Origin of the sequence: Streptomyces sp. NPDC058620, from assembly GCF_042717135.1 — a bacterium.
GTDB lineage: Bacteria > Actinomycetota > Actinomycetes > Streptomycetales > Streptomycetaceae > Streptomyces.
Genome location: NZ_JBHXQO010000057.1, coordinates 22364 through 38951, shown reverse-complemented (window position 1 = coordinate 38951; position 16588 = coordinate 22364). Strand labels below are relative to the sequence as shown.

14 protein-coding genes and 3 pseudogenes are annotated in these 16588 nt (G+C 69.2%); 5 read left to right on the top strand and 12 right to left on the bottom strand.

The features are described from left to right. Positions 1-195, top strand: a pseudogene (locus ACFWSK_RS31775) (MerR family transcriptional regulator); the annotation flags it as partial. Positions 196-345: 150 nt separating this feature from the next. Here ACFWSK_RS31775 and ACFWSK_RS31770 read toward each other — a convergent pair. The 10 genes and pseudogenes from ACFWSK_RS31770 to ACFWSK_RS31725 all read right to left on the bottom strand — a co-directional run. Continuing rightward, positions 346-645, bottom strand: a pseudogene (locus ACFWSK_RS31770) (transposase family protein); the annotation flags it as partial. A 215-nt stretch (positions 646-860) separates the two neighbouring features. Further along, positions 861-1769 (bottom strand): ROK family protein, encoded by a 909-nt coding sequence (locus ACFWSK_RS31765; RefSeq protein WP_383793774.1) that lies wholly within the window; start codon positions 1767-1769, stop codon positions 861-863. A gap of 105 nt (positions 1770-1874) precedes the next feature. Then, a complete protein-coding gene (aroB, locus tag ACFWSK_RS31760) occupies positions 1875-3098 on the bottom strand; it encodes a 3-dehydroquinate synthase (RefSeq protein ID WP_383793772.1) in 1224 nt (407 codons plus the stop codon). Between the two features lie 49 nt (positions 3099-3147). Continuing rightward, positions 3148-4431 carry an aspartate aminotransferase family protein gene (locus tag ACFWSK_RS31755; protein ID WP_383793769.1) on the bottom strand — a complete coding sequence of 428 codons (1284 nt, stop codon included), beginning with the start codon at positions 4429-4431 and terminating at the stop codon, positions 3148-3150. Between the two features lie 56 nt (positions 4432-4487). Next, positions 4488-5561, bottom strand: a complete 1074-nt coding sequence (locus ACFWSK_RS31750; protein ID WP_383793767.1) for an ROK family protein — start codon at positions 5559-5561, stop codon at positions 4488-4490. A 17-nt stretch (positions 5562-5578) separates the two neighbouring features. Further along, on the bottom strand, positions 5579-5815 hold the full coding sequence (locus ACFWSK_RS31745) for a cupin domain-containing protein (RefSeq protein WP_383793764.1): 237 nt from the start codon (positions 5813-5815) through the stop codon (positions 5579-5581). 742 nt (positions 5816-6557) lie between these two features. Then, the gene (locus ACFWSK_RS31740) at positions 6558-7427 is read right to left on the bottom strand and encodes an alpha/beta fold hydrolase (RefSeq protein WP_383793762.1); all 870 of its coding nucleotides are present in this window, start codon (positions 7425-7427) and stop codon (positions 6558-6560) included. Positions 7428-7509: 82 nt separating this feature from the next. Continuing rightward, complete coding sequence (locus ACFWSK_RS31735) at positions 7510-8514, bottom strand: NADP-dependent oxidoreductase (RefSeq protein ID WP_383793759.1); 1005 nt, start codon at positions 8512-8514, stop codon at positions 7510-7512. Positions 8515-8635: 121 nt separating this feature from the next. Then, on the bottom strand, positions 8636-9691 hold the full coding sequence (locus ACFWSK_RS31730; protein WP_383793756.1) for an aldo/keto reductase: 1056 nt from the start codon (positions 9689-9691) through the stop codon (positions 8636-8638). A gap of 55 nt (positions 9692-9746) precedes the next feature. Further along, positions 9747-10433, bottom strand: a complete 687-nt coding sequence (locus ACFWSK_RS31725) for an SDR family oxidoreductase (protein ID WP_383793754.1) — start codon at positions 10431-10433, stop codon at positions 9747-9749. A 111-nt stretch (positions 10434-10544) separates the two neighbouring features. Here ACFWSK_RS31725 and ACFWSK_RS31720 point away from each other — a divergent pair, with 111 nt between their 5' ends. From ACFWSK_RS31720 to ACFWSK_RS31710, 3 genes are all read left to right on the top strand, one after another. Continuing rightward, positions 10545-11105: a TetR/AcrR family transcriptional regulator gene (locus ACFWSK_RS31720; protein WP_383793751.1), complete on the top strand. Its 561-nt coding sequence runs from the start codon at positions 10545-10547 to the stop codon at positions 11103-11105. A gap of 692 nt (positions 11106-11797) precedes the next feature. Further along, a complete protein-coding gene (locus ACFWSK_RS31715; protein WP_383793748.1) occupies positions 11798-12337 on the top strand; it encodes a hypothetical protein in 540 nt (179 codons plus the stop codon). Positions 12338-12513: 176 nt separating this feature from the next. Further along, positions 12514-14013, top strand: a complete 1500-nt coding sequence (locus tag ACFWSK_RS31710) for a PepSY-associated TM helix domain-containing protein (protein ID WP_383793745.1) — start codon at positions 12514-12516, stop codon at positions 14011-14013. Positions 14014-14153: 140 nt separating this feature from the next. Here ACFWSK_RS31710 and ACFWSK_RS31705 read toward each other — a convergent pair whose 3' ends face one another. Together ACFWSK_RS31705 and ACFWSK_RS31700 are read right to left on the bottom strand one after the other, a co-directional pair. Further along, the gene (locus ACFWSK_RS31705) at positions 14154-14672 is read right to left on the bottom strand and encodes a hypothetical protein (protein WP_383793742.1); all 519 of its coding nucleotides are present in this window, start codon (positions 14670-14672) and stop codon (positions 14154-14156) included. A 160-nt stretch (positions 14673-14832) separates the two neighbouring features. Next, positions 14833-15178, bottom strand: a pseudogene (locus tag ACFWSK_RS31700) (IS5/IS1182 family transposase); the annotation flags it as partial. 529 nt (positions 15179-15707) lie between these two features. Here ACFWSK_RS31700 and ACFWSK_RS31695 point away from each other — a divergent pair. Further along, entirely contained in the window at positions 15708-16112 is a 405-nt protein-coding gene (locus ACFWSK_RS31695) for a hypothetical protein (RefSeq protein ID WP_383793740.1), read from the top strand. Positions 16113-16588 lie beyond the last annotated feature (476 nt).

Genomic DNA, 16588 nt, shown 5'->3' with positions numbered 1-16588 from the left:
CCTGGCGGACACCGCCGCTACTCCCGCTACCAGCTGCGCATCGCCGCCCGCGCCCGGGAACTCGTCGACCAGGGCACCCCCACCGAGGCCGCCTGCCGCATCATCATCCTCGAAGACCAGCTCGAAGAAGCCCAGCGCATCAACGCCGAACACCGCCACACCGCCGAACCGGCGAACCCCACGACCGCGGGCTGAGACGGCTGAGACCTGCAACTACCCCAGGAGCTTCGGCTGCCCCACGCACGCGGCCTGGGATGCAAGTGTTCCGGGCCACTTCGTCTTCCACGGTCCGCTATCCGCCGGGGCCGTCCGCCGACGCGTGCGGTCATTGAGCCCTTTCCAACCTCAGCTCGTTACGTGGTGACGGACAAGGACGGCCTTCACAATGTTGGTGATCCGGTTCGTGCTGCAGCGGAGGTTTTTGGAGCAGCCGCCAGTCCTTCAGGGTGGCCATGGCCTGTTCGCCGAGACAGCGAATCTTCGCGTAGCTGCTGTTGTGCTGGCGCTTCCACCGCTTGAGGCGGCGGCCCCGTAACGGGACTCGAACGGCTCCGCCGGCTCCTTGATGCGCCTATCCGCCCAACACTTGAGTCCCGCATCGGCGAGGGTCTCGATGATTCCGTGCTGCCGGGCGCCGGTCAGATCGCGGCTGCGGGGGACGCTTCGGCAGTACGCCGTGATGGCGCCGATCTTGGCATTCTTGTCGCTGAGCGAGTACCGCTTGTCTGCCGCCTGCCAGTGGTACTGGACGATGATGCGGTGTTGGCGATCTAAGGATCCCCGGCCGGTGTCCGCGCCCCGGACCGCGGGCCGCACTCGTTGAGTGCTTCCACTCTCGGAGTGGCCGTGGCGGGGCATGCCTACCTGGAGCGTGGAAGTCGCAGGTCGAGAGCGAGAAGGGCGATGCCGATCGCGCCCGCGTTGTTTCCCAGCGCGGCGGGGACAAGGCACGGGATGCCCGGTCGGAGTCGTGAAGCGGTCAGGGCTTCCCGCATGGCCGTGCGGGCGGGTGCGAGCAGTATTTCTCCGGCGTCGGCGGCCCCGCCGCCCACGATGACGACGGCCGGGTCCAGGAGGTCGACGAGGGCGGCGGCGCCGCGCCCCAGCGCCTTACCGACGGTGTGCAGGATCTTCATGGCGTTGCGGTCGCCTTCGCGGGCGGCCTGGGTCACCGATTCACCATCGGGGAAGCCGGCGGCCCGGCCGTGGTGGCTCACGGCTCCTCCGCCGGCGCTCACCTCGGCGCAGCCGCGGCGGCCGCAGTAGCAGGCGGGGCCGTCCGGGTCGACGAACAGATGGCCCACTTCGCAGGCGAAGCCCTGGGACCCTCTCAGGAGCCGCCCACCGGCGATGACACCGCACCCCCAGCCGGTCCCCGCCGTGATCACGAGGATGTCGTCATGTTCGCGGTCGTCACCGATGCGGTACTCGGCCCAGGCCGCGGCGCGTGCGTCGTTGTCGGTGCACACCGGTAGTCCTCCCGCCTCCTCCATCAGGCGGCGGACGGGCATGTCGTCGCAGGGGAAGCCGGGGGCGTGCCTCAGGACGCCGGTGGCGGACTCGACCAGGCCGGGCAGTGCCACGCCGATGGCCGACGTGCTGGGTGTACGCAGGCGGTCGGTGAGGCTGGTCAGGAGTTCCAGGAGATCGCGGGGCCCGGTGTGCGGTGTGGGTTTGCGGAGGCGTGCCGCGACGGTCCCGTCCGACCGGATGCAGACGGCAAGGGTCTTGGTGCCGCCGACATCGATGCCGATGGCTTCTTCGACCATGGAATCTCCTGGGGGAAAGAAAGGTGAGGGAGGGGCTGTTCGTCCCGCACGCGGAGGTGTGGAGGAGGTGGCGCCCGCGCTCCACGCCCACCGCGAGACACCCGGTCAAGCGGCAGCGGTGGTCTCCCCGCCCCGCCGCGCGGGAATGGTGGCCGTGTCCGCCTGGGTGCTGTGGGGGCTCGGCGACCAGGTGAGGGCCCGCCGGATCTCGTCGTCGGTGACGTCGTCGGTGATGGCGGTGACGCCGATGTCGACGGGCAGGACGAAGCGCAGGTGACCGTCCCGGATGAGACGGATCTTGTCGAGGGCGGCGAGGACCGCCTCGGTACCGGTGGGTGCCGGAAGTTCTTCCCGGCGGCACGGCAGGCCGGCCTGCCGGAGGACGCTCAAGAGACGCGTGTGAGCGGTGCCGGTCATCCAGCCGCGCGCGAGGGAGATCCTCGCGGCACAGGCCATGCCGAACGCGACGGCCTCGCCGTGGAGGACGGGACCGTACCCGGTGACCGTCTCGACGGCGTGACCGATGGTGTGCCCGAAGTTCAGAGGGCGTCGCAGGTCCTCCTCGTACGGGTCGCGGTCGATGAGAGCGCACTTGACCGTGGCGGAAGCGTGGACGAGTCGGTGCAGCGTCGCCGGGTCCAGCGCGAGGATCTTGGGGAGGTCTCGTTCTATCAAGTCGAAGAGGGCAGGGGAGGCGATGACACCCTTCTTGACGGCTTCGGCCAGTCCGGCCCGCACGTGCCGAGCGGGGAGGGTGGACAGCCACGGGGTGGCGGCGACGACCGCGGTCGGCTGATGGAAGGCTCCGATCAAATTCTTGGCCTGCGGGTGGTCGACCGCCACTTTTCCGCCCAGGGCGGCGTCGACGGCCGCCAGGAGGGTGGTCGGCAGGTTCACGTACGGCATGCCGCGCATGTAGACGCTGGCGACCCAGCCGGCGGTGTCGATGACCACTCCGCCGCCGAAGGCGACGAGCAGGTCGCGTCGGCGTATCCGGCTGTCCGCCAGCCAGTCGAGCAGGCGTTCGGCCGTGCGCATGGTCTTACTCTCCTCGCCGGGAGCGATGGAGGTCATTGTGGCCTCCACCCCTTGCCGGTGGAGTTCGTGCCGCAGTTCCCGGCCGTGTAACGCTGCGACGGTGCCGTCCGTGACCAGGGCGATTCTCTGGTCCGATATCACGGTGCGGAGGTGCTTCACCGCTTCCTCCACGCTGTCCGCCTGCACCACCGGGTACTCGGCCCGGTGCACGGCACGGGCGCGGACGGTGTCGTGGGGTGCCGGAAGCGCGATGGCGTCGTGGATCACGTGGGTGCCGGGGGGCAGGCTCATGATTCCCTCTCGTGGCGGCGTCGGGGACGAACAGGCGGGGATGCGCGGGTCAGCGCACCGTGCGTTGCAGTGCCTCCAGGGCTTCGCCGAAACGGTCGGCGATCAGGTGGGCGTCCTGGGGGGTGAGGATCAGCGGGGGTCGCAGTTCGATGACGTTGCCCTGGCCGTGCTCCGAGACGCGGGTGATGACGCGGCGTTCGGACAGGGCCCGGTGCAGGGCGTGTGCGAGCTGCGAGGAGCGTGTTCCGTCCGGTTCGGCCACCTCGATGCCCAGCATGAGACCGACTCCCCGTACGTCGAAGACGCAAGGGTGCTCGTCCTTGAGCTTCAGGAGCCGGTCGAGGAGCAGGGCGCCGACGGCTCGTACCTGGGCGAGGAACTCCGGCCGGCTCACGATCTCCAGGGTGACCGCCGCGGCCGCCGCGGCCAGTGTGTGACCGCCGTACGTGAAGCCGTGCAGCGAGCGCTCCATGCCGACGAAGCGTTCCTCGGTGACGATGGCGGCCAGCGGCAGGCCCGAGCCGGTCAGTCCCTTGGACACCGTCATGATGTCCGGTTGGACGCCGAAGTGGTCGGCGGCGAACAGCTGGCCGGTCCGTCCGAACGCCGTCTGGATCTCGTCGAAGATCAGGACGATCCCGCGCTCGGTGCAGAACTCCCGCAGCCGTTGCAGATATCCGGGCGGGGGGACGACGTTCCCGCCGACGCCGCTGATCGGTTCGATGATCACACACGCGGTGCTGCCCGAGCCCGCGTAGGTCAGGAAGTCGTCGATGCGGTCCACGCACCACATGCCGCAGCTGTCGGGGCTCTGACGGTAGAAGCAGCGTCGGCAGTAGGGATCGGGGACGTGCAGGGCGCCGGGATGGTGCTGGGGGAAGGGTGCGCGCATCCGCGCGAGTCCGTTGTACGCCGTCGCCGCGAGGGACTGTCCGACCTGGCCACGGAACGGCACCACCACGTCCCGGTGGCCCGTGTGTAACTGGGCGATCTTGATAGCGCCCTCGTTCGCCGTCGACCCGCTGCAGCTTCGGAGATTGACCCGGGTCAGGTTGGGCGGTGCGAGCTCCGCCAAGAGCTGCATCACCCGGTTGGTGGGAGCCGTCTGGAACGCGGAACTCGCGAAGATGAGGTGCTCGGACTGCTCCTTGACGGCCGCGACCACGGCCGGGTGATTGTGTCCCAGGAGGAGGTTGAACGTACCGGCCACGCAGTCCAGATACTCCCGCTCCTGGTCGTCCCACACCCGGATCCCCTCACCCCTGACCAGCAGGTCCGGGCCCAGTTCGTGGTAGGCGACATCTTGGGGATCGGCGGGTATGGGCATAGGCATGGGAACCTCGTTTCGGCGGCTGGGATCAGGAAACGGGCGGCGGGAGCAGGGTCGTGTCAGGGTGCGGTGGCGACGGTCGGGGAGAAACCGGGAAGGGGATGGCCGTCGGCGTCGTGGTGGCCGTGCCGGTCCAGGTAGCAGACACAGCCGATCAGTCCGTCATCGTCGTCCGGTGCCGCCGCGTGGACCATGGCCGGGACTTCTCCGGCTGCCACTGCGAGGCCCACGGCTTCGGCCATCTCCTCGCCGAGGAGACGCAGGTACGCGGGGCCAGCCGCACGGGCGAACCCTCCCATGACGACGAACCGCCGCACTCCCAGGGCCGCGTTCACGGCAGCCAGTACGCGCGCGAGATGTCTCACCCCGGGGGTCACGGCCCGGACAGCGAAGGTGTCGCCGCCTCGAAAGCCCGACGCGACGTGGTGGGCCGTCAGCCGGGCCGCCTCGCCGTCACAGGCCGCGTGCAGTGCGGAGCGTGCGAAGGAGCGGGGAAGGGTAGCGGCCAGTGTCCGGGCGGCGTTCAGCGTTCCGCGGCCTGAGGCGATGGCCCCCAGGTGCCCTTGTCCTCCGCAGTCGCAGGGCGGGGCGTTCGGTGAGAAGTCCACCCGTAGGTGCCCTATCTCACCGCCCCGTCCATCGTGCGGAAGCAGCACCTCACCGCCTCGGAAGACCTTGTTCCCCACCCCGGAGCTCACCGTGACCATGCAGAAGAAGTCTTCGTCCGCAGGCGCTGGAGCGACATAGCGCCAGCCTGCCGCGGCGACGTCGTTCAGCACCCGCGTGGGAACTTCGACTTCGCTGCTGAGGATCTCCGCCAGGGGCAGCGCAGGACCGCGCCGTCCCCAGACCGTCGGTGCGTCGCTGATCACCCCGGCTCCGTCGACCGGACCGGCGAACGCGACCGCCACGGCCGACGGAGGACGTGGCGCGGCCCGGAGTCGTTCTCGAAGGACGCGCACGAGCTGGTCCACGACGCGTGCCTGCAGCTCCGCGACCGGTGCGGCAGGGAACCGGGCGATGCCCTCCACCGCTTGGCGTCGTACGCCGAGTACCGCGGCGGAACCCGCCTCGGCCCAGCCGGTGCGCAACGTCGTACCCCCTACATCCGCGACCAGGTACAGGCGGGACATGGGCGGCTCCGTGTTGCTCAATGGCTCGCCTGGAAGACGAACAGACGGACGTCCCGCGACGAATCGTTACGCAGACCGTGCTCACCGAAGGGAGGATTGACGACGATGTCGCCCGCCGACACGGGGAACTCCTCGCCTTCCAGCAGCATCGTGGCCGAGCCCTCCAGGACGACGTACCACTCCTCATCGTCCCCGTGACGGTGACGGCCGATCTCCGAGCCGGGTGGGACGACCGCCAGATCGATGAAGTCCACCTGAAGTCCGTCCGGCCTGCGTTCGAAGGGCCGGAAGACCTCAACGTGGCCGCTGCCCCCGTGGCACTGTTCGACTCGGCGTGACTGTCCTCGGAACACATTGCGTACGCGACGCTCGTCCAAACCGCCTCCTCCGCAGACTGTGTCCGATGGTAAGGAGCCGTACACACAGAGCGACAGACCATTTTGCGCACGTGGAGGATCGCTGGGCGCACCCTTGCTGAGCTGCGGATCCTGCGCTCCGCACTTTCTGCTCTGGCTGGTTCGGCGGTCTTGCGCGACGGCACGGGCGCGAGGGAGCCGACTCCCCGGCGGGCCCTCCGCCGGAGGCGCGCGAGAGGGGGACGCCAGAGTTTGACTCAACTGGCTCCTGATGACGCGAGGCTGGCATCAGAACGGGCTCGCTGCCGGAAATTCACAGGGGGATCTTCATAGCCTTTGAGCATGCACAACCGGAGACAGGCGAACACCCTCCGTGTCCGCTTCCCCAGACCTCCTCTCTCCGTCAGCGGTGAGTTCCGAGGAGTGGACGAGATGCGGAACAGATGCACGAGACGGACCACCATGTCGACTGGACCTCGGAGGTCCTGGGCCGTCCCTGGGGAGACGGGCACAGGCTGCCTGCGCGGAGGAGGAGCCTGCCTCGGCGGGCACCCGTGGTGCTGGAATGCCGTCCAATCCGGTCCGGGTGGATGCAGGGAGAATGGCCCGCGAGCGGATCGGTGTCGAGCCCCCGGTCTGGCTACGATTCGAGGAACTCAAGCGCCTGTGGGACGAATTCCTCGTGGTACTGGAAGATGCCGCCGTGTCCGGCGTCGGGGTAGAGAGGTACGAGTTCGCCCTGGGGCAGCCGTGCGGCCAGGTCGAGTGTGTTCTCACTGGGCACCATCCGGTCGCTCTCGCCGTTTGCCACGAGGGTCGGATGGTGAATGTGCGACAGGTCGGCCGACGCCTGGAGGCCCCATCGGTGGATGGCTTTCAGTTGGGCGCGGAAGGACGAAAGCGAGATGGTTCTGTCGCGGTTGTCCGTGCGCTCCTTCAACCGTTCCAGGAAGGCATGTCCTGCCCGTCGGCCACCCTTGGTGTCGGTGAAGAAGAGGAACTGCTTCGGATCCTGGCGGGTCAAGGCTCCCTTCAGCGTGGCGCGGATGGCGAGTGCCGTGACCTTGTCGATGCCTGGGCCTCCGGCGGGGCCCGTGCCCGCGAGGATGATCTTGCGCACGAGGTGCGGTTCCTCTGCCGCGATGACCTGGGCGATGAATCCGCCCATCGACAGGCCGAGCAGGTCGACCTGGTCGAACCCGAGGGCCCGGATGAACAGCACAGCGTCGTGGGCCATCGCCTCGATGGTGTCGGACGTGGTACCGCCTGACGCGCCGACTCCACGGTTGTCGAAGGTGATCACTCGGCGACGGGCGGCGAGTCCGTCGATGACGCGTGGATCCCAGTTGTCCAGGACCGCGGCCAGGTGGTTGAGGAGGATCAGCGGTACGCCGTCCTCCGGTCCGAGCTGCCGGTAGACGAAATCGACGCCGCGCACGGACACAGAACGGGTCGGCGCGCTCTGGTGCGACGACGGGGTGGGGATGGAGGAATTCCGCGGTGCAGTCATGACCGGGTCCTATAGCGGTAGAGGGGGCGATCTTCTCGTTGGCTGAGGGGGCTTCACACGGTTATCTGGTGAAGGTTTGCCCTCACGTCATCGTGACGACGACCTTGCCGGCCTTCGCACGGCCCTTCTCGACGTACTCCATGGCTTCCCGGGTCTGATCGAATGGGAAGACTCGGTCGACGACGGGACGGATCTTCCCGGCGTCGATGAGCGGCGCGAGTTCGCGCAGCTGGTCGCCGCTGGCCTGCATGAACAGGAACGAGTACGTCACGTTGCGGCGCTTGGCGCGGCGCCGGGTCCTGAAACTCAGCGCGCTCATCGCCAGTCGGAGGATCGCGTTCGCGCCCAGCTCGCGGGCGAAGGCCGCGTCGGGAGGTCCTGCGACGCTGATGGCCTTCCCGCCAGGCTTGAGTACCTGCAGGGACTTCTTGAGCGTCTCGCCGCCGAGACTGTCCAAGACGACGTCGTAGCTGTCGAGGACCGTCGCGAAATCCTGCTTCCTGTAGTCGACGACGACGTCCGCGCCGAGCTCCTTCACCAGGTCGACCTTGGCCGGGCTCGCGGTGGTGGCCACCTGCGCGCCCAACTGCTTCGCCAGCTGGATGGCGATGGTGCCCACGCCGCCGGCACCCGCGTGGATCAGGACCTTCTGGCCCGGCTGCACCTGCGCCCGCTCGACCAGCGCCTGCCACGCGGTCAGGGCGACCAGCGGGAGGGACGCGGCCTCCACCATGGTGAGCGTGGCCGGTTTGATCGCCACGTCGTCCTGGTGGACCGCGATGAGTTCGGCGAACGTGCCGATGCGGTCCTTGTCGGGCCGCGAGTAGACCTCATCGCCTGCCGCGAACCGCGTGACGGCCGCTCCCACCTGGACCACCACCCCGGCGAGGTCGTTGCCCAGGACGAGCGGGAGACGGTACGGCAGGAAGGCCTTGAGGGCTCCGTCGCGGAGCTTGAGGTCCAGCGGGTTGACGCTTGCCGCGTGAATCCGCACCAGTACGTCGTCAGCGCCCACCTGCGGGTCGGGCATCTCACCGGCCCGCACCCCGGCCTTGTCACCGTACCGCTCGATCATGAAGGTCTTCATCGTCGTCTCCGTTCCCCGTCCACGTGGGGCGGGATCTCTGTCCGTCCGGGACTTCTCCCCGTACGAGACACTTTGTGGTACTTACTTCTTTTCCCTGGGCCCCTCGCCGATGCGGGAGACGTCAGTCCACCGGTGCGGCCGGGGCGATGATGCGGCTGGAGTCGCCTCCCTGGATGCCGCCCAGAGACCCGGCGATCGCCTCGTGGGGAACTCCGAGGGGCACCGCGCTGACTTCCGACAGCCTGGCGAACTGCTGCGGCGTCAGGTGGACGTCGAGAGCACCCAGGTAGTCGTCGAGCTGGGTGAGGTTGCGCGGCCCGATGATCGGGACGAGCGCGGTCGCGGACCGGGCGGCACGCTCCCGTACCCAGGCCACCGACACCTGGGCAGGCGTTACGCCGGTCTCCTCGGCGATGGCCAGGACTGAGTCGACGACGGCGGTCTTCTGGTCGGTGCTCTCCGTGTGGATGACCGCCCCCAGGTCGCTGAGGCGCCCCTTGGCGCTGCGGCGGTACTTACCGGTGAGCAGTCCGCCGCCGAGCGGTGACCACAGGGCAGCACCGAGTCCGAGGCTCTCGGCCATGGGCAGGAGTTCGCGGTCGGCGGTGCGCTCGACGAGGCTGTACTCGATCTGGATGCCCACGACGGGCGCCCAGTCCTTGAGGTCCGCGAGCGTCATGGCGCGCGAGACTCGCCAGGCGGGGAAGTTGGACAGGGCGGCGTGGTGGATCTTGCCGGACCTCACCAGGTCGTCGAGCCCGCGCAGGATCTCTTCCATGGGGGTGAGTTGGTCGGGGAAGTGCACCCAGAGCAGGTCGATGTAGTCGGTGCCCAGTCGCCGCAGGCTGGCCTCCACCGAGGCGACCATGTTCTTACGGCTGTTGCCCGTCCTGGAGACGCTCGGCTGTTGCGCGGCTCCGAGGGCGAACTTGGTGGCCAGGACGAAGTGGTCCCGGTCGGCGGAGATGAACTTCCCCGTCAGCTCTTCCGATTCGCCGAACTGGTAGGTGTCCGCGGTGTCGAGGAAGGTACCGCCCGCTTCGGCGAATCGGTCGAAGATGCGGCGTGCCTCGTCCGGCTCGGCGCCGGCGCCCCAGCCGGTGCCGAAGTTCGCGGTGCCGAGCGCGTACTCGGACACGCGCAGTCCGGTCCGGTGTCCGAAGGTCGTGTAACGCATCAGGTTTCCTCACTCCAGGAAGTCGGTGAGATGGGGGTGCGGTGGTGCGCTTGCATCAGGCCGGGCTCGGTGAAGCGGCCAGGTTCTGCCGGACGTGCCGGGTGGCCTCGTCGGCGAGGATCTCGGGCAGACCTGTCTCGATTCCTCGCAGAGCCTGTGCCGCGACATGGGCAGGGGCTGTCTTCTGATCGGCGGGAACACCCGCGGCCATGTCGGTGTCCATGTATCCGACGTACAGCCCCGAGACGGTGATGCCGCGCGGCGCCAGCTCCTCCCGGGCCGCGTCGGTCAGCGCCCAGGCCGCGGCCTTTGCCGCGGCGTAGGACCCGAGGCCGGCCGGATGCAGCCAGGACAGGACGGACAGGACGTTGAGTACGGCCCCGCCGCCGTTGCCCTCGATGACGGGGGCGAAAGCTCGCGTCACGGCGAGCGGACCGAAGAAGTTCGTCTCCATCTCCAGGCGCACCGCGTCCAGACCGCCCGCGATCAGCGGCGTGCCGGTCGAGATGCCCGCGTTGTTCACCAACAGCGTCGCGTCGGACGCGGTGCGTGCCGCGGCCCGGATCGACTTCTCGTCCGTCACGTCCAACCCCAGTGGGGTGACACCCGGCAGGTCCACCGTCCCGGGTCGGCGGCCCGTCGCGTACACCTTCGCTCCGCGCTCCACGAGCTGAGCGGCCAGATGCCGCCCCAGCCCCCGGTTAGCACCCGTGACAACCGCGACCGCGTCCTTCAGTTCCATGACTACTCCCAGCGTTGCGAGCATGAGGCCGCCCGCAGATTTAGATTATGAAGACAATCTAAATCTTAGTCTAAGATAGATGCCAACCGACATCCAACCGGGAGGTGGCTGATGGGCCGCGTATCGCAAGCGCAAGCGGAGGAAAACCGCCGGCGGGTCGTGGAAACCGCCTCCCGACTGTTCCGGGAACAGGGCACCCGCGTCAGCGTTGCCGACCTGATGAAGGCGGCCGGCCTGACCCACGGCGGCTTCTACAAGCAGTTCGTCTCCAAAGAGGCGCTCGTCGACGAAGCCACCGCCCACGCGTTCGACGAACTCACCCAGCACCACAAGGACGGACTCGAGCAGTACGCCGGACAGCGCGAAGCCGCCCAGCAAGCACTGATCGACGCCTACCTCTCGATCGAGCACCGCGACAGCGTGGCGGACGGGTGCCCGGTCGCCGCGCTCGCCACCGACATGGCGCGCGAACCAGGAGACCGCGAGGCCCGTCGCGTCTACACCCAGGGAGTGGGAGACTTCGCCGAGGTGCTCGCCACCGAGGACCAGGACGGCATCACCCGGCTATGCACCATGCTCGGCGCACTCGTCCTAGCCCGAGCCACCAATGGCTCCGCGCTCTCCGAGGACATCCTCACCACCGCGCACGCAGCATTGACGGCAACCAGCTGACCGGTGGCTTCGTCGATTACTCGACCCCGAAGTTCCAGCCCCGCGGGTGGTCGGCGTCGATGAGTACGTGACCCGCAAAGGGCGTCACTACGGGACTGTCCTGGTCGACGTCGAAAGTCGGCGTTCAGTGGACCTGGTGCCCGCCCGGGAGGCGTCCAGCCTGGCCGCTTGGCTCGTGAAACGGCCAGGGGTGGAGGCCGCTCTCGCCCTCCCCGGCATCACCCGGATCAGGTGCCCCCAGCTTCAAACCGACTGCTGCGACAGCGGGTTGGTGCAGGTTTTGCACCTCCACCCGAACCAACAGTGCCTCACGGCGCAAACGGAATGTGTGCCAGAACCCCGCCCTCGTGAACAGAGCCAAGGGGAGTGTGATCAGCCTGCGGATCCCCTCCGCGGACTCGGATCCCGTCATGGCCGCAAGGGCCGAGTCCTGTCCGGTGCCGGGCACCGTGCGACTCCGCACTGGGCCGCGCACGCACCTCCCTACCGCACAACAACCGCTATCGGTCGCGGTGGTGGCTCCCGCCGCGGGGGACGCCAACTCCGTCACGGCGACTCGCTGCACCGTGCAGACACCTACTCACCGCCGTGTGCATGCGAGATAGGTTGTGCCGATGCAGGGAACGGGACGGTGGGGCGGGCGGACCAGGAGAGGGCTGCTCTGCGCTTCGGCATGCCTGCTTCTGGGCGCTGTGAGCCATGTCTCGGCCGGTGGACGGCTGCCGGGCGCAGGCCCTCTGGCGCTCCTCTTCGCCGGGCTCACGGTCATGGGCGTCGTGCTCTTCGGTGGCCGACGGCGCCGCTTCGATGTCACGGCGCTGACCCTGGGCGGGACGCAGTTCGCCCTCCACCTTGCGCTCCATCACCTCTCGATGCCCGGCGGCCACGCAATGACCTTCGGGCACGCGGCACATCACGCGGCCGGCCAGCACGCGGGCATGCCTCAGGCGGACACGGCCGGGGCCGGCGTCGGGCATTTCATGTCCCCCGCCATGACATTGGCCCACGCGGTCGCCACGTTCGGGGCCGCGGTGTGCGTCATCTACGGAGAGCGTGTCCTGCGAGGGCTGGCCGCCCTGCTCGCGCCGGCCCTCTGCTTCCGCGATCCCCTTGTCCTCCCTGTCACCCCACGCCACCGGCCCGTACCCCAGTCGTCGGCGCAGCCCCGGTTCGGGGTGCTGCTCGCTCGTTCCCGGGCCCGGCGGGGCCCTCCGTCTGCGGCCCCGGCCTGACGGTCCCCTTTCTGTGTTCTCCCGCGCCGGCTGATCACCGGCGCACATGAGGCATGCGTACGGGCGGAGTTGAGCCGGGGTAATCGCGTCACACCGCCACCCCTGCGGAAACGCCACCACCGACTTCGCGGCGTCCCCCGGCTTACCGGGCGGACCCATCTCACCGAGGACTACGCATGCCTTCGAGAACAGAAGAACCATCACAAGACGACCACGGTCGTATCACCGCTCCGCCCGCCGGTGTGGCGGGCGCGGTCACCGCACCGGAGCCCGCCTCGCCCCCTGTGCCCGATCCCGGCAACGGCCGCTCCTGGCAGGGCGTACGGGCCCTCCTCGTCCGGCTCCACTTCTATGCCGGCGTGTTCATCGCCCCCTTCCTGATGGTGGCCGCCCTGACAGGGCTCGCCTATACCTTCACACCACAGCTGGACCAGTTGGTCTACGGCGACCAGCTGCGCGTCGAGACGGTGGGCCAGGCCCCGCGTCCGCTGGCGGAGCAGATAGCCGCCGCCCGGGCCGCCCACCCGGAGGGCAGCCTGGCCTCGGTCATCACCCCGCCCGGACCGGAGGACACCACGCGAGTGGTGCTGTCTCTGCCGGAACTCGGTGACAAACAGCGGACCGTGTTCGTCGACCCGTACACCGCCGAAGTGCGGGGCGAGCTGACCACGTGGTTCGGCTCGACGCCGCTCACCACCTGGCTCGACGACCTCCACCGCAATCTGCACCTGGGCGAGACCGGCCGCCTCTACTCGGAGGTCGCCGCGAGCTGGCTCTGGGTGATCGTCGCGGGCGGTCTCGTGCTCTGGCTCGGACGCAGCCGCGGACAGCGGGCCAGGTCCGCGCGGGGCGTTCTGCTGCCCGACCGCTCCGCCCGGGGTGTGCGCCGCACGCGCGGCTGGCATGCGGCCACGGGTGTGTGGCTGGCACTCGGTCTGCTCTTTCTGAGCGCCACCGGTCTGACGTGGTCGCACTATGCGGGCGAGCGATTCGGGCAGTTGCTGGATGCGGCCAAGGGCCATGCCCCGGCTCTGGACACAACGCTTCCGGGCGCGGAGCCGCCCGCAGAGGGCGAGGGCGGGGAGCACGCCGGCCACGGCGCCGCCCAACAGCCCGCTGCGGCGGATCCGGCCGACTTCGACGCGGCTCTGGCCGTGGCTCGGGACGCCGGTCTTGGCGGCACGGTGGAGGTAACGCCTCCCGCCGACAGCAGGGGCGCGTGGGTTGTGGCGCAGGGCGACAACGTCTGGCCGGTGCACTACGACCAGGTCGCCGTGGACGCCGAGAAGGGCGAGGTCACTTCCCACAGCCGGTGGGCGGACTATCCGCTGCCGGCCAAGCTCAGCAAGCTCGGTGTGCAGGGGCACATGGGGGTTCTGTTCGGGATCGTCAACCAGATCGTGCTGGCCGTGATCGCGCTCGGCATCACCGCCGTGACCATCTGGGGCTACCGCATGTGGTGGCAACGCCGCCCGACCCGTGACGACGGCAAGGCGGTGGTTGGCAAGGCACCGGCCCGCGGAGCCTTGCGTCGGCTGCCGCTGCCCGTACTGATCCTGGGCATACCCGCCGTCGCCTTTCTCGGCTGGGCGCTGCCGGTCCTCGGGGTCACCCTGGCCGCCTTCCTCGTCCTGGACGGGGTGACCGGACTGGTCCGGCGAGTCCGGGCCACGTAGAAGGCAGAGGGCCCGGGAGGGCAGGGCAGCCCCTGCTCTCCCGGGCCGGCAGCCGGCTGCCGCTCCGGCGAAACAGGCTGTCGTTCAGCCGCCGGGCGCAGCCCCGCCCGGCGGCTGCCGCCGTCGGTGACTACGCCGTGTCAGTGCCCGGCAGCCGTCTTCACCAGGGCCACCGCCACACCGATCGCCGCGTCCGCGAGACCCGCCACCACCGCCGCCAGGGCGCCGCCTCCCATGCGCAGCCCGCCCAGACAGCCCCAAAGGAAGAGGGAGACGACGCCGACGCCCGCCGCCGCCAGCAACGCGGCGTGCAGGGACAGGACGTCCAGCACGGCCAGGCCGATCAGCACGGCCGGACCCGCGGCGCACGACAGCAGGGGGCTGCTGACGTACAGCATGCGGCGCAGCTCGCGGCCGGTGGCGACGTGGCGGTGCACGGTCCGGTGCGCCTGCTGGTCGGCGACGAACGCCGCAAGCCACAGGCCCAGAGCTGTCGTCAGGACCGTGGCGACGGCGCCGAAGGCACCCACGTCACCGAAGGACAGGCCGACCACCACGGCGATCATCGTGATGGTCGCGTAGATGCGCTCTTTCAGGCGGTCCGCAAGTACGCCGGCCTCTGCGCCGGGCGGCAGATCCGCTCGCCGGTCGTCCGCCACCTGATGCCCCTCACCTGTCACGGGACGCAGGTCGCGCGTCCCTCGGCCGTCGCGGCACGCGCGATGTCCGGTACCACGGCTACGGCTACGCCACCAGCATGCCTCGGAACGTCGCCCGAAACCGGCAACCACGAGACGTCGGCGAGCGAGAGTCCGCGTATCGGTGCGGCATCACCAGCCCGGTGCCCGGGTAGCCGCCGTCGGCGATGGTCGTGGTGTTGCCGACGGCGGCTTTGGCACCGGATTTCGCCCAGGCAGGCAGTCGTTGCGGTTACCCGGCAGCGGTCGGCCGACCATCACGGCCAGGCGGGTGCCGGCGTTGAGAAGAGGTAGTTCTTCGACTGCTCAGCGACCTTGTGATCGCGGGTGGGCACCAAGGTGCCGTCCACGATCAGCACAGCGTCCTTGGCGAACCGCCGGCGTGGCTGCAGAGCGAGCTTCGGCCCGAGGTGGTCGATCACCCGGTCAGCGGCCGACTTCGACACCCCGAACAGCGGGGCCAGTTGTGGCTCCGACGCCGTGATCACACCAGCCACGGCAAGATCTTTCCACTCGGCCTGCCGGCCGGGTCCTGCCCACAGCATGGAAATCAGGCGACCGGGCCTGGCGCATCCTCCAGGATGACCCGATGAGCCAAGATCTGGTGACGTTGTCGTCCGGGCGTTTCCGCGGCGTTCCCGTGGGCTGCGATTTCGCAATGCGGGGATGGCCCCGCGTCCTCCCACGAGGCGGTTGATCCGGGGCGCTGCGCCTGCGGGGATGGTCCCAGACCGGTCATACCTGGCCTCCGTCCGTGTGGCTTCTCCCCGCGCCCGCTACTACACGGCATCCGGCGAACCGGTCTCTCGCCCACGCCCCTGCACCTAATCTGTGCTGAGAGCGGCCCCTACCGCCCAGCACCCTCGGGAGGGCTACATGTCACTGGAATCCGGTAAGCACCCGGACTACCCGCCGAAGACCCCGCCGCCCCCAAAGCGGCCCGTCTCCCCTCCGCGGCCGACTACGACAACGCCGAAACCGTCGCAGGACACGCTGGTGCGCCCCGGGCGTGGGGTGACGATGGCGAACCGGCGCGGTACGAACTGGAAGCTGGAGTCCGCCCCGTGGGCTGCGGGGAAGGCCCGTGCCGGGGTTCTGGAGCAGTTGGCCAATTGGCACTACGTGCTGGGGCCGGCGATGGTCGCGGCGGTGGAGGCAGTGACGACAATGCTCGTCGAGACAGCAGTCGCCGACGGCGGGACCTGTATCAGCGTTCATGTGTCCGATCAGGACGGTCAGGCATGCATCGTCGCCCTGTCCCACCAGCCCGCTCTGACGGCCGGACAGGACACGGACGGTGAGGACGTGCTGCGTCAGATCACCGCGCACCGAGCCGTAACGGGCTGTGGCACCGACACCGGACCTGACGGCCGTCGCCTCTGGGCCGTCATCGCCCTGTGAAGCGGTAGATACCGCACCAGCAGCACATCGGCTTGGAACGGACTTACTACATGGACACCAGCGAGTACGACGGCGAACCGCCCAGCCGCGACTGTGCCCCCACCATAGGTACGACGCTCGCGGCTGCTGGCAGACAGCTGCTGCGGCTCGCGGCCCGCAGCTAGCGGTCATCGCTGGGTAGCGGTCGCTTCGTAGCGGACGGCGAGTTTGTCTTACTCGGTCGCGACGGCCCGGAGCCGTTTGGGTCGGTTGATCCCGCACTCGACAGCGTGCCGCTGCTCGTAGTCGTCTCTGTCGAACTTCGGCGGCCGTCCGCCGCGCGAGCCGCGCCCCAGCCGGCTGCGGACACGGTCGCGGGGACCGAAGTCGTGGCCTTGATCCCGCCTGGCGGCGCTTCCGGCGGATCTGAGCCGAACGAGTGGTGATGAGGGGACGCGCCGTGCCGACGGCCCGCGGCGAATCGATTCGCCGCTCGC

Excerpts from the sequence above, each read along its gene's own strand:
- ACFWSK_RS31735 (WP_383793759.1), bottom strand. The coding sequence starts at position 8,514 with ATGAAGACCTTCATGATCGAGCGGTACGGTGACAAGGCCGGGGTGCGG.
- ACFWSK_RS31765 (WP_383793774.1), bottom strand. The coding sequence starts at position 1,769 with ATGGTCGAAGAAGCCATCGGCATCGATGTCGGCGGCACCAAGACCCTT.
- ACFWSK_RS31710 (WP_383793745.1), top strand. The coding sequence starts at position 12,514 with ATGCCTTCGAGAACAGAAGAACCATCACAAGACGACCACGGTCGTATC.
- ACFWSK_RS31720 (WP_383793751.1), top strand. The coding sequence starts at position 10,545 with ATGGGCCGCGTATCGCAAGCGCAAGCGGAGGAAAACCGCCGGCGGGTC.
- ACFWSK_RS31725 (WP_383793754.1), bottom strand. The coding sequence starts at position 10,433 with ATGGAACTGAAGGACGCGGTCGCGGTTGTCACGGGTGCTAACCGGGGG.
- ACFWSK_RS31750 (WP_383793767.1), bottom strand. The coding sequence starts at position 5,561 with ATGTCCCGCCTGTACCTGGTCGCGGATGTAGGGGGTACGACGTTGCGC.
- ACFWSK_RS31755 (WP_383793769.1), bottom strand. The coding sequence starts at position 4,431 with ATGCCTATGCCCATACCCGCCGATCCCCAAGATGTCGCCTACCACGAA.
- ACFWSK_RS31730 (WP_383793756.1), bottom strand. The coding sequence starts at position 9,691 with ATGCGTTACACGACCTTCGGACACCGGACCGGACTGCGCGTGTCCGAG.
- ACFWSK_RS31740 (WP_383793762.1), bottom strand. The coding sequence starts at position 7,427 with ATGACTGCACCGCGGAATTCCTCCATCCCCACCCCGTCGTCGCACCAG.
- aroB (WP_383793772.1), bottom strand. The coding sequence starts at position 3,098 with ATGAGCCTGCCCCCCGGCACCCACGTGATCCACGACGCCATCGCGCTT.